10 protein-coding genes are annotated in these 13,269 nt (G+C 53.5%); 4 read left to right on the top strand and 6 right to left on the bottom strand.

The window, feature by feature from the left end; genetic code table 11:
• Positions 1-74 precede the first annotated feature (74 nt).
• The 3 genes from KI215_RS11530 to KI215_RS11520 all read right to left on the bottom strand — a co-directional run bounded on the left by KI215_RS11530 (position 75) and on the right by KI215_RS11520 (position 4,098).
• On the bottom strand, positions 75-1,211 hold the full coding sequence (locus KI215_RS11530; protein ID WP_212772871.1) for a Gfo/Idh/MocA family protein: 1,137 nt from the start codon (positions 1,209-1,211) through the stop codon (positions 75-77).
• Between the two features lie 168 nt (positions 1,212-1,379).
• Entirely contained in the window at positions 1,380-2,987 is a 1,608-nt protein-coding gene (locus KI215_RS11525) for a hypothetical protein (RefSeq protein ID WP_212772870.1), read from the bottom strand.
• A gap of 58 nt (positions 2,988-3,045) precedes the next feature.
• Entirely contained in the window at positions 3,046-4,098 is a 1,053-nt protein-coding gene (locus KI215_RS11520; protein ID WP_212772869.1) for a Gfo/Idh/MocA family protein, read from the bottom strand.
• 182 nt (positions 4,099-4,280) lie between these two features.
• Here KI215_RS11520 and KI215_RS11515 point away from each other — a divergent pair, with 182 nt between their 5' ends.
• The gene (locus KI215_RS11515) at positions 4,281-6,647 is read left to right on the top strand and encodes a DUF2339 domain-containing protein (RefSeq protein ID WP_212772868.1); all 2,367 of its coding nucleotides are present in this window, start codon (positions 4,281-4,283) and stop codon (positions 6,645-6,647) included.
• 101 nt (positions 6,648-6,748) lie between these two features.
• Complete coding sequence (locus tag KI215_RS11510) at positions 6,749-7,003, top strand: YciI family protein (protein ID WP_212772867.1); 255 nt, start codon at positions 6,749-6,751, stop codon at positions 7,001-7,003.
• Between the two features lie 100 nt (positions 7,004-7,103).
• Here the strand turns inward: KI215_RS11510 and KI215_RS11505 are convergent, their stop codons facing one another.
• From KI215_RS11505 to KI215_RS11495, 3 genes are all read right to left on the bottom strand, one after another.
• Positions 7,104-7,949, bottom strand: a complete 846-nt coding sequence (locus KI215_RS11505; RefSeq protein ID WP_212772866.1) for a carbohydrate ABC transporter permease — start codon at positions 7,947-7,949, stop codon at positions 7,104-7,106.
• Positions 7,946-8,887, bottom strand: coding sequence for a carbohydrate ABC transporter permease (locus tag KI215_RS11500; RefSeq protein ID WP_246512101.1), 942 nt, complete (start codon positions 8,885-8,887; stop codon positions 7,946-7,948). Before KI215_RS11500 ends, KI215_RS11505 begins: the two co-directional genes overlap by 4 nt.
• Positions 8,888-9,155: 268 nt before the next feature.
• Entirely contained in the window at positions 9,156-10,460 is a 1,305-nt protein-coding gene (locus KI215_RS11495) for an ABC transporter substrate-binding protein (RefSeq protein WP_212772865.1), read from the bottom strand.
• 260 nt (positions 10,461-10,720) lie between these two features.
• Between KI215_RS11495 and KI215_RS11490 the strand changes: the two genes are divergently transcribed.
• Both KI215_RS11490 and KI215_RS11485 read left to right on the top strand, forming a co-directional pair.
• Positions 10,721-12,001 (top strand): DegT/DnrJ/EryC1/StrS family aminotransferase, encoded by a 1,281-nt coding sequence (locus tag KI215_RS11490; RefSeq protein ID WP_212772864.1) that lies wholly within the window; start codon positions 10,721-10,723, stop codon positions 11,999-12,001.
• A complete protein-coding gene (locus tag KI215_RS11485; RefSeq protein ID WP_212772863.1) occupies positions 11,998-13,215 on the top strand; it encodes a DegT/DnrJ/EryC1/StrS family aminotransferase in 1,218 nt (405 codons plus the stop codon). The genes KI215_RS11490 and KI215_RS11485 overlap by 4 nt, the downstream gene beginning before the upstream one ends.
• The last annotated feature ends 54 nt before the right edge of the window (positions 13,216-13,269 follow it).

Genomic DNA, 13,269 nt, shown 5'->3' with positions numbered 1-13,269 from the left:
TTTCAAGTCAGACTGCAAATCTACCGCTTGATCCGACAAACGTTTGTGCTTACCCAAATCATCTCTGACCCGATTTAATCCCATTTCACTTCCTGGAATGTGTGGGTGCGTGCCGACTCCCGCGCCTTTAAGCAGAGTAGGGCACTGTCCAATCCGGACTGCAGGGGCGACAGGGAGACGGCCGTTCCTCTCATCACCTCGATAAAATTGCGGGCCAGTACGGCGTCTCCGCCGAAATGTTCCCCGTCATCTCCGATCTGATGGGTTTCCACGCGCTTGGTGTGATGCAAATGAACGGTGATGCGATTGGTATAGAAATCGAATTCCAACGTGCCGCGGAATCCAATCAGACGACAGGAACGCGTACCCGCCCGGTGACGGACGACAAAGTTTTGCGAGTAAGCGACATGCATACCGGTATCATACTGGATGATTGCACTGCTGGAGTCTTCGTTGCCCGTATCCACAGCAAAACAGCAGTATTCTCCGGCCGGTGTCTCGTGAGCGGCCCGATGGACACGATACATGCTTTCCGGACAGGTGTCCCGTTCGTCGCAGTCCCGGCATTTGAGCCCGGCCGGTTTGTCCCCCTTGAAGATTTGTTTGGAGGTCACCGCACAGATCCGGACCGGCTTCCGTTCCCCCAGCAAATACTGAATGTAGTCGAAATCATGTGTTGCCTTTTGCAGAAAAAGGCCGCCCGTTTCGTTTTCGTCCCGGTACCAGTGATGGTAGTAGACGCCGCCGTAGGGTACATTGTTGATCGCTTGCACGTGTTCAACTGACCCGATTCTGCCCGAATTCACGATTTCCTTGGCCAGTTGCACGATGGGGGCCGTTCGCAGCGGAAAGGAGACGACCACTGGCGTATTCGTTGAGTCGGCCACGCTTTTCAGCCGAACGAGATCCTCCATGCGGGTGGCGACCGGCTTCTCCAAAAAAAGCGGGATGCCGTAAGGCAAAACATCCACGGCGATGGTAGCGTGCATGGAACATCGGGTGCCGATCAAAAGTCCGTCCAATTTGTTCTCGGTCAGCATCAGGCGGTAATCCTCGTAAAAGGCGACATCTTTCAAAGACGGATCGGCCGCGCGAATTTCATCATTACGTACGTCGGTAATCGCGACGACGCGGCAATCAGTGTCCGCTTTCCGGATTTCGGCCAACATGTTGCGAATACGTCGACCGTATCCGATCACGCCCATTTTCATATGCATCGCTCCTCGCAAAAGCCGAGACTGATGACACGAACAGCCGCCTCCCGCCTTCGCTCCTTTTCTTCAGAGTCGCTTGGCTGGAGACGGCTCGCTTTTGACAGTAGTTGGTCAGCAAAATCCTACAGTTGGATGCCGAATTCTTGTGTGTGACCTTTGAGGACACTACGGTGACAATGAGGACAGATGATGCTTCAATTCTGCTTTTTTCGCTTTGAGCAGCAGTCGGCGCAATTTGTCTCCTTTGGCGCGGAAGTGTTCGATGTGATGATCCGACCAAGCACTGCTGTAGTTAGACAAGGCGAACAACCAAGCTTCCAACCACCTGCGTGCCTCCTGATCCCGTCCGTTCCATACGCAATCAGCCATCTCGATCAAACATCGGACATGTTCCCACACCGAAGAGTCGGTCGAACGGACGGCCGAAGCATACAAATCATAGAATAGATAGGCTGTTTGTACGGCGGCGAACGTATCGGCTTGCCGCTGGGGATTGTAGATGAGATTTTCCGCAACCATGCTTCGGGTGCTGGTTCGAACGGTCCAACCGTAACCTTCCTCAAAGTCGGGATCTTGCAGCGTAAATCCGACAGGGCGAATCCGATCAAATCCTACATTGACCCAGAAATTGGACACACCGCGTTTGTCATAAAGCCGGAATATCAGGGTTGCGACCCGTTTTCCCTTGAGGTAAGGTGTGAGGTCCAGCGTCACCTCTTTCCATGTTCCATCGCTGTCCGTGGCCACATCTTGTTCCCACACCACTTGGGTATCGATCAATACTTGTTTGTAGTGATAACCGGCGCCCAGCAGGTTGCTGTAGGTGTCATAGTGGGAGAATGTCAGTTTCTGTTGGGGGGCAGCGGGGGTGGGATGGATCACTTGCTGGATTTCAGCGCGATCTCCGGCAAGCGTGGGCGTTCCTGCGGGAACGAAGAAGCTGAAATACCCCTTGCCGGAAGAAGCGACGTCATCGGACGGTTCCGGTTCAAACTCTTTTTTCAATACGTAGGTGACGACACCTTGGGCGCGGTCCTGTGTCATCATATACAGTCCGGTGCGCACCACTTCCTCTACATAGCGAGGTGTGGGATTGGCAGGTGTGGCGGACAACTTGCTGGCATACACCATCAATACGTACGGCAGCTGATAAGGTTTCAGCAAACGGCTTAGATGATCGAGCTGATCTTCCAGGGTGTCTGTTCGTTGCGTGTTCCGGTACGGATCGTCCCGGTAGGCCATGATGATACCGTCAATGCAGGATGCATACTGATCAACAAACTGCGGTGTGATATCGGGGAAATACATCTGGGGCAGAAATTGCAAGTACGGATTTTGCGCACGTGCGGCGTTTTGCATTTGCTGCACGTATTCGGGAGTGTAAAAACCGAGATTGTGGCTGAAATCGTCGATTGCCCATGCTTTCAAGTTATCGTATTGGCGGGAGAGACGACCGATCGCATCTGCCCAGGCGATATAATCCGTACCGTATGGTTCCGATCGTTTGGTGGCGGATTCGCTGGGGGGTACCAGATATACCCACACGTCGATACCCGCTTGTTTGGCTGCTGGCAGGAATTCTTTACGCAAATCGTCCCAGTCTGTTTTTTCGTGCCAAATCAAATAGAGGTACGTATTGACGTTGAGTTCCCGTAAGGATTGAATCATGCCGGGCGTGTCCACATGGCGAACGCCGTCGGCACGGGGCTGGCTTTCCCGTAGTTCTCCGGCGTAATCTCCCAAAATATCACGGATGTAATAGGGTTTCAACATCCTTTGCACACTCCTTCTGCCGGATTCGGATGGCCCCCCTCAGCTTCCCCGATTTTCTTTAATACCCCGTCACCGGTTCGGGTGAAAAAACAACCGTCCGGCCTGTTTTCGCCGATTCATAAATGCCCAGAACGACCTTCAAGGCACGGTAGCCGTCTTCTCCGGTGATGAGCGGGGATCTTCCATCTAGTATGGCTTCCGTGATATCCCGCAGTTGTTGTTCATGATAGTAGGCACCAATCGCTTGGGGGTCGCTTGCTCCGCTGGTGCCGGCAGACGTGGCGAGATCGGGTGGAGGTGGTTGGTTCCCCTCAAACGTCCAGGTAACGATGTCGGTACCCACGATGCGGACCGCTCCGCGTTCTCCGTAGATATGGAGTTCCGGGGCGAATCCGGGATACATGGCGGTAGAGCCTTGAATCAATCCAATTGCACCATCCATAAATTGAACCCACCCCACAGCCGTGTCTTCGGCACGGATCGCGTGAACGCGCGTGTGCACAACCCCGGAAACCGATTGTACCGGTCCCAACAACCAGCACAACAGATCGATCGAATGAATTGCCTGATTCATCAGGGCGCCGCCGTCCATCTCGGGTGTGCCGCGCCAATCCCCTGAGGCATAGTAATGCGGTGTCCGGTGAAACCGCACATGTACCTCGGCGCTCAGGATCTTGCCGAACTCACCATGGTCGATCATCTTTTTCACTACTTGGTGGGCCGGTTCAAAACGACGTTGGGAAATGACAGATAGTGTGACCCCTTTTTCCCTGGCAGAGTGGATTACCTCCCGGGCATCCTCCAATGTGAGTGCGAGCGGTTTTTCGATAACAACGTGTTTGCCCGCCTCAATCGCTTCCAGAGCCATCGGCGCATGCAAACCGCTGGCGGTGCAGAGAATCACCGCATCCACGTCCGGACGGGACAGCATATCCGCGTAATCCGTATGTCGCGCCGCACCCGTTCGTTCGCTGATAGATTGTGCCTTCTCCGGTGTCCGGTTGAACACGGCGACCAGCTCCGCCTGCGGAATGGATTGGATGGCTTGGACGTGAAATTGGGAAACGGAGCCGCATCCGGCCAGAGCATATCGAACCTGTTTCGTGGTCATCCTCTCCTTTATGTTAATTCATGGAAAAGGATTGTAATGAAAAAATAACATTTGAAAGAAAAGTTTGTCAAGTCAAAACACTTGCGTCGGATACGTGCGATGTCGGAAATGGTTGAAAATAACAGGGTTTCATCATAATATGAAAAGACCGGAGGAAAAGATTTGGAAAAGGAGGGCAAGCTTTGGATTTGGATGGATTTCTTCTCACTTTGCTGGTGTTATTTTTGTTTGTTCTGTCCATTATTTATTTCGGCATGATTTTCGCAGTGGTTTCTTTATGGAAACAAGTCAAAACACTGAAGTCGCGCATGGCGGATTTGGAGCATGGTATACAGACAATGCCGCAGCCTGGCCGTGAAACCCAAGCATCGGTACCGCCACCTTCGCCGGCTGATGTCCCTCAACCCCCGCACTGGACTTGGGACCCATCGGTTACGGTACCGTCCGTACCCTCCCGGCCGGCTCCAGCTCCTGCTACGCCGGGAGTTACCGCAGGTTCTCCTGCTGCTTTCCGCCCCACCAAACCGTCACGTACGCGTGCGGAGTGGGAGATGCTGATCGGAGGGAAATGGTTAAATCGGGTCGGTGCCGTTGCCCTGATGATCGGTTTGGGCTTTTTCCTCAAATATGCGTTTGATCATCAGTGGCTGAATGAAACGGCTCGTGTGTTGATCGGTGCATTGGTGACCGCCGCATTGCTGGGATTGGGTTCCCGATGGCACAATAAAGGTCTGCCCATTTTTGCCCAGGGATTGTTTGGAGCAGGCGTGGCCATCGGTTACCTGACTGTGTATGCGTCGTTCAACTTTTATCATCTGGTACCGCAATCCGTGGCACTGTTGCTGATGTCGGCCATGACGGTCCTTGCCTTTTGGGTGGCGATCCGTCATGATTCGCTTGCGATTTCCGTACTGGGTTGGGCCGGTGGATATCTGACCCCCTTTCTGCTCAGCTCCGAGAATCCCAACGATATCGGACTGCTGGGCTACATCGCCCTGTTGTCAGCGGGATTGTTGTGGGTGATCCGGAAAAAAATGGTGTGGCTCTCATGGTTGTTGCCGATGACCGCAGGTGCTACTTATCTCCTGTATGTCGTTTGGTTCGCATTCCTTTCCCGTCATGATCAGTGGTGGATGGGAATCCTGTTCCTCACCTTGTATTGGGCGTTGTTTACCTGGTTTGATACCATCCGTGCCAACCGTAGCCAACATCTGTCCGAAACGGCGCAGATGATCGGGCGTATCGTCGCTGGGGTGAATACGGGATGGTTCCTGAGCCTGTCCTACGCCGCGTCGTATCAGAACTATGAAAAATGGGGCGGTTTGCTGTTGTTGTTTGCAGGTGCGTTGTATTTCTGGCTGTCGCACATTGCCGTCCGGCGTGGATGGGCCACTGTCGAAGCCGTTCAGTACCGGATGTCGGCACTTACTCATGCGGCTGTAGCAACGGCGATGTTTTTCTCCGGTGTGACACTGGGCATCATCTGGGCAATCGAAGCGGCCGTAGTGGCTCGAATGGGTTCAGTGCGGCAATCGCGTATGGACTGGTTTGCTGCCAGCGGGTTGGCCTTCTTGGCATTTTGGATGTGGATCGAACGAAGTGAATCCTTCGATATCACCCAGTTATGGCCATTCTTGAACCAGCAAACGCTGCATTCAGGGGTATTGGCGGCGTCCCTTGCGATCGGGGGATGGTGGGCCCGACATTTACCGGGAAAAACAGGAATGGTGATGTCCCGCGTGTGGCACGGTGTGGGAGCGTTCACGCTTTTATGCTGGATCTCGTTTCAGGCAGATGTGTGGTCGTTTTATCTGGAAAAGGTGACGCACGACGCGTGGCCAAATCAAGAGCCATTATGGAATGTGATTGCCTGGCTCCTCTACTCATTGGCGATGGGATGGATCGGTTCTCGGTTCCGGTTGGGGGTTCCGGTTTGGGCAGGAGCGGGTACGTATGTGCTGGCCGTTTTGTGGGCGATGGTGCTGGGGGAAGGGTATCCTCATGACGTGAGTCAGTTTGTACCGGTGTTCAATATGCGGTTTGCGGCATTTGTCTGTTTGGCTGTCGGCGGATGGTTGTTGAAACGGCAGTTGCAGACAGCTCCCGGTATCGCGCGATTTGCTCGTTGGGTGTCTTTGACGGCGCACGTGGCGATTTTTCTGCTGATCTGGGAACTGTTGTCCACTGAGACGAGGGACATATTTGACCGGTTGATTCTTGCAACCAATCCATCCAAAACCGACACCATTCATTTCTATGAAAACCTGCAACAACTCTCTCTTTCCGGCGTATGGTTGCTATACTCGATCGGACTGATAGTGATCGGGATCATCCGCCGGGTCCAGACGGTTCGGATCACGTCGATCATACTGTTCGGCATCACGATCCTGAAGATTTTCATTTTGGATTTGTCCTTCCTCGATACGTTGTATCGTATCTTCTCCTTCATCGGTCTGGGTCTGATCCTACTGACTGTCTCGTTTGTCTATCAGCGGTACAAGGACGTTCTGCAACTGGGAGGAGAAAAAAAAGAAAATGTTGATGGATGAACAGGGAACCTGACAGATTCGATTTCTGTTGACGTGAGGAGTTGTTGCTCCCTTTTGCTATGGCTAAAATAGATGAAAAAAGAAAGGGAGATCGATCGTCGATGGCATATTTTGCGGCCATATTGCACATGGAGAAACCGGAGCTGAACCAGAAGTATCGGCCGGATCACCTGGCGTATCTGGATCAGTTGGCTGAACAGGGAAAGATTTTTGCGAAAGGACCATTTGCGGACGGTTCGGGAGGAATGGTGGTGTACATCGCCGATTCATTGGAGGAAGCTAGAGAGATGGCGGAACGTGATCCGTATGTGGTTCATGGCGTTCGGCGTTTGGAACTGCACGAGTGGAAGATATAATGTTTGGTATCACCCACCCGGCTCAAAAAGGGTGGGTGAATTGCTGTGGGGGATTCGTTTTGGACGTGGGTCGGTGGACCGACTTTGTTCTGTAACCTTCCTATTTTTTCACTGCACCCTGCATTCCGTAGATGAAATACCGTTGCATCAGCAGGAAGAAGATGATGATGGGTGTGACCGAGATGACGGCACCTGCGGCCAGCGATTTGACATCAAATCCGAAGGTGCCGGCCAAGTAGGCCAAGCCGAGTGACAACGGATAAAGCTCGGGTGATTTCAGTACGATCAGCGGCCAGATGAACGAATTCCACACAGAGATGAACGAAAAAACGCCGAGAGCAGCGGTGGTGGGAGCCGTCAGCGGCAACATGATGCTCCACCACATGCGAAAAGGATCGCATCCGTCGATAATGGCCGCTTCCTCCAACTCTCTGGGAATGGCGAGATAGGCCTGTCTCATGAGAAAGACGGCAAATCCCCCCAAAAGTCCGGGGATGATAATACCCCAGTAACTGTCGGTCATGTTCAATGTTTTAACCAAGAGAAAACGCGGAATCAACATCACTTCGGGTGGAATAAACATCGTAGCGATAATCCCGTAAAAGATGAAGTTTCGTCCAAAAAAACGCATCCGTGCCAGCGGGTAAGCAGTGATGGATGCAAGAAAAAGGTGTAGCGGCACCATGACGCCAACCAGGAAAAACGAGTTAAACATGTAACGAGGGAACGGGATATCGTTCCACGCCTGATGGAAGTTGTCCCATACCGGCGGATCGGGAATCCACTGTGGCGGAAAGCTGAACACCGGCTGACTGTCCGATTTGAAGGCGGTGGAGATCAGCAGGATGAAAGGGCCGACGAACAGACAGGCGATCGCCGTAAGCACAACATACATCCCTGCGGTTTTCGCCATCCGCTTCAACCGGCTCCATCTTTTGTGGGTCATTGCATGCGTTCACCTCCGTGGGACAGTCGAAAATTCAATATGGACAATACCAATAGAATCACCCACAGCACCATACCGACCGCGCTAGCGTAGCCCATGTTCAGCTTTTGGAAAGCGAGATCGTAGATCAAATACGTTAAATTGGTCGTACTGTCCAGCGGTCCGCCCTGGGTCAGCATGAACACACTGGTAAACACCTGCATCGAACCCATGCCAGCCATGACCACGCACAAAGCGACAAACGGCCGCAACATCGGGATGATGACGTGCCATATGATTCGCAACCGGTTGGCACCGTCCACCCGGGCCGCTTCGATCAGATCCTGCGGAACGGACTGCAAACCCGCGAGATAAATGATCATGTAAAAGCCCATCGATTTCCAAGATTCCACGAGAGCCACAGCAAAAATGGCCGTGTTCACGTCCAACAGCCAACTGATCGGTTTGGACAAAATCCCCAACGTGATCAGCAGATAATTAAGAAGACCGCTTTCGTGATAGAGATAGTTCCACGTGATCGAGACCGTGACCATCGACGTGACGACGGGTAGGTAATAGGCGACGCGGAAGAGATGGATGCCTTTCAGTTTTTGATTGACCAGAATGGCGAGAAATAGCGGGATTACCACCAACATGGGAACCATGATCACCATATAGGCAAATGAGTTTTTCAGCGCCTTCCAGAACGATGGATCATTCAGCATGTCGTGATAGTTTTCCAGTCCCACCCACTCAGGTGGAGAGAGTACGTGATATTTTGTGAACGAGAGATACAAAGCGTTGAATGCCGGGATGTAGTCAAATATAACGAAAAACGCCACCCCCGGTAGCAAAAACAAATACGGCACCCAGGGAAAACGGCGGAGGCCAAGGCGGGTACGGGGTCGAGGGGGGACTTGCGACTGCGGGACCGGTTGTGTCGGTGTGGGCATCGACATCACATCGCCTCCTTTTACGAAGATGAAAAGCGGTCGATAAGGGTGTGTCAGGTAAAGCGATTTATTCGGGTAGTCTCTTTTCGCTCGCTCCCAGGGTGCAGGTAGAGCGAGCCGGGAAAGCAATGTGGACAGTAATCACCAGTCACATCCGAAACAACGGTTGATGCAACAAGGGACGGTTTTCCCGTCGGGGTGCATCGGCACAGTTGACGGAAGGCGGGAAAACACGTCCCTGAACGATCGGTTCTGTAGTTTCACATACGAAGCATCACTGAGACTGGGCGAGGCTTTCGTTCCATTTCTTCACAGCATCATCCAGACCTTGCTTGACCGATTTTTTCCCCATCAGCACCGCACGCATTTCTTCATCAAATGCATCGCGCAAATCCTGCTCGTTTTGAATGCCCAAGGTATCGCTGACGACTTCTTTCATCGAGGAAACCATGATCTTGCGGGCTTCATCCTGTTTGGTCTTTACTTCAAATTGGGTAAAGAAGGGATCTTTCAGTGTCTGTTCGGTCGACGGGAAGATGGGGACCAGTTTGCAGAATGCCAACTGATTCTCCGGACTGGTGACGAACTTGGCGAAATCGGCCGCTTCTTTCGGATGGGCGCTCGCTTTGGGAACGACGAGGGTCTGAATGCCCTTGAGCGGGATAATGCCTGCTTTTCCTTTCATCGGCGGGGTCACTTTGATTTTTTGAAAGACGTTGGGTGCGTTTTTCTCGATTTTTGTCAGGTTGAAGGCTCCTTGCATCGTGGCGATGGCGACTTGTTCGTTTTCCAGGTTTTGCGGCAGGGAACGCTCCTCTTTGCCGATCACGCCGCTGGAGATGGCACCGGTTTTGTAAGCATCGACGAATTTTTGGACGAATTGGACGTGTTGCGGGGAATTGAAGACGGCTTTTTTCTTGTCGGGACTCAGGATCGGCAATCCTTCGGCGACCATGAGCATGATGTTGGGGAACGTGTTGGAGCCGTATACGTTGGAGAGTTTCTGATGAATCAGTTTGCCGTGCTGGAGTGCTTCATCCAGATTGGCGGGCGGTTTGTTCGGGTCCAATCCGGCTTTTTTATACAGATCCGTGTTGATCATACCGATATACGGACCGGCGTGATACCACGGCACAGCCATCAGTTTGCCGTTGAACGTGAGGCCTTGGCGCAGGTTGGCGAAGTAGGCGTTCAGATCGTTTGGCTGGAGCAACCCGTCAACAGGAGCAAGGGCGTCTTGGTCAACGAATTTGGGCAGGTTCATGCTGTCCAAGTTGACGACGTCAGGCGCTTCACCCGCAGCAAGAGCGGCCAGCAGCTTGCGGTCCACTTCCTGTCCGGGGACGTCCACCCATTTGATTTTCACATTGGGATGGGCCTTTTCGTATGACTGGATCAGACCTTGAATATAATCGGAGAAATCCTTTTTCAAGTTGATCGTCCAAAATTCCAGCGTAATCGGACCGTCCGATTTCTTCGGATTATCAGCGTCGTTTTTCGGGATGCCGCAGCCCGCGAGGGCGCCGAGCAACAATACGAGGACTACGGACAGCGCGATCCGGGATACCCAGGATTTCACCCTCATCACTCCTTCATTTCATATCGATCATGCCGTGACCAGACAGTAAGGCTGGTGGACGATGAAATCGTGTTGACCCCCTTTTGGTCCATCCTCTCCCTTCACCTGTCTCCTACATGTATATGGTCATCTATGGGAAAATTATCATAACATTCCTACTTCGTCAATCGGGGAAAACTTCAGAACATTCAATTGACACCTAGGGAGGGATTGGATAAATTTGTAGACAGGTAAGATACAACTGGTTGAGGAGGGATATGGTGGAAGCTTGGGAGGGGCGTTTGGCGAAGGACGGCGGCACGCCGGTGATCGAGCCGGGGAGTCTGCCGACGGTTTCGGATGCGAGCGGCAGAACGTTTGGCGAGGAGGAACTGGCGGAGTTGACCGAGGTAATCCGCTCGGGGCGGCTGGGCAGGAATGAAGGTACAAAAGTCAAAGTGTTTGAGCAGGCGTTTGCACGGCGGTGGGGCGTCCCTCATGCGACTGCATCCACGTCGGGGACAGCGGCTCTCCATTTGGCCATCGGAGCGATCAACCCCGATCCCGGCGATGAAATCATCACCACTCCCATCACCGATTTCGGTACCATCATCCCCATCCTGATGCAAAATGCCGTTCCCGTTTTCGCCGACATTGATCCGGAAACCTGGTGTCTCGATCCCGCCTCGGTGGAACAGCGCATCACCGAGCGCACGCGGGCGATCATACTCGTGCATCTGTTCGGCCGGCCGGCCGATCCGGACCCAATCCTCGACATCGCCCGTCGTTACGGGTTAAGGGTGATCGAAGACTGTTCGCAAGCGTTTTTGACAGAATCCAAAGGACGTCTGGTCGGCACGATCGGGGATATTGGCTGTTTCAGTTTTCAACAATCCAAACACATGAGTTGCGGTGACGGCGGCATGACCATCACCAAAGACGAGGAGCTTGCATGGCGAATTCGCCTGTTTCAAGATAAGGGATGGCCACGGGAAGGAAATCTGCGCACTCATCTCTTTTTGTCTCCCAATTACCGGATGACGGAGTTGCAGGGGGCGGTCGGTCTGGCCCAACTGAAAAAACTGGATGATGTGGTGCGAAGGCGGGAGGAGCGCGCCCGTCAATTGACGTTGGCATTGTCGGATGTGCCGGAATTACGTCCCATCCGGCTCGGACCGGGTGACCGTGCGAGCTATTGGCTGTATCCGATGCATGTCGATACCGAATCGCTCGGCATAAGCACGAAGGTGTTGGCCTATGCCCTTCAGCAGGAAGGGTTGCCGGCACGGGCCGGGTATGTGGAACCGATGTACAAGGTTCCGGCGATTCGGGACCGTCATACGTATGGTCGGTCTGGCTATCCTTTCGTTGGGGTGCGGAAAGAGGAAATCATCTATCCCGACGGTTTGTGCCCGCATGCCGAAGCGATGGCGGAGCGAATGATCTTGTTGGCATGGAACGAAGGGTTTACCGAAGAGCATGTACGTGCGATCGCCAGCGGATTGAAAAAAGTCGTCACCTATTATCGGCAGCAAAAGCATCAGGGAGGCGCTGCTGGATGAACCGATTGGCGATTGACGGAGGAGATCCAATACGGACGGAACCGTTTCCCGCGTGGCCGGTGTTCGGGGCCGAAGAGGAGCGGGCACTGATTGAAGTGTTGCGGTCAGGAAAATGGGGAGCCTTGGATGGTTCCAAAGTGAAGCAGTTTCAGGAACGGTTCGCTGCTTTTCAGGATGCGAAACACGGCATTTGCGTTGTCAATGGTACATTGGCGTTGGAGGTGGCGTTGCGCGCGGCGGGTGTCGGTCCAGGAGACGAAGTGATCGTGCCGTCGTACACGTTTATCGCGACAGCCACATCAGTTTTGGCGGTCGGAGCCCGTCCGGTTTTCGCCGATGTCGATCCACAGACGATGCAAATCGACCCGGCGTCAGTGGAAGAACGGGTGAACAGTCGGACACGGGCCGTCATTCCGGTACATTTGGCGGGTCATCCCGCTGATTTGGATGCCCTCATGGCGCTTGCCGGGCGGTACGGTTTCACCGTGATCGAAGACGCGGCTCAGGCGCACGGAGCGGCGTGGAAAGGACGCAGAGTCGGTGCGATCGGTCACCTCGGTACGTTCAGCTTTCAATCGAGTAAAAACATCACGGCTGGAGAAGGCGGAATCGTGGTGACCAACGACGATGCCCTCGCTGCCCGCGCTTGGTCGATTCACAATGTGGGCCGCGTACCGGGGGGGTTGTGGTACCAACATGAAAGCATCGGATGGAACTTACGGATGACCGAATTTCAGGCCGCCGTTTTGCTTTGTCAATTGGATCGGGCGGAGGAGCAATTGCACCGCCGACAGGTGAACGCGGCAGCACTGTCCGGTTTGTTGGCTCATATCGACGGTGTGGAACCGCTTAGTGTAGACTCACGTGTCACTTCTCATGCATGGCACCTATACCTCTTTCGGTATGACCCTGCAGCGTTCGGGGGGATGGACAAGAGCACGTTCATCCGATGTTTGCAGGCAGAAGGGATTCCGGCGGCACCGGGGTATATCCCTCTTCACCGAAACCGGGCGATGCGTCAAGCGCTTTGGGAACAATTCGGCGTGAAAGAGGAAGACATCCCTCCATGTCCGTCGGCAGAGCGTGCTTGTGACGAAACAGTGGTTTGGTTACCGCAGTCGGCGTTGATGGGGACATCCCAAGATTTGGCCTCGATCGCACAGGCGCTCGAAAAGATTCAGGCGGTCGCCAGCCAAAGACAGCAGGCCAAGTAACGGTAACCTTGGTTTCGTAAGAGGGCTATGTTTTCCCCAGTGAGCAACGAACGA

The organism is Polycladomyces abyssicola (assembly GCF_018326425.1).
Classification (GTDB): domain Bacteria; phylum Bacillota; class Bacilli; order Thermoactinomycetales; family JIR-001; genus Polycladomyces; species Polycladomyces abyssicola.
The sequence above is the reverse complement of the archived record's forward strand: the minus strand, read 5'-3'. Positions and strand labels throughout refer to the sequence as shown.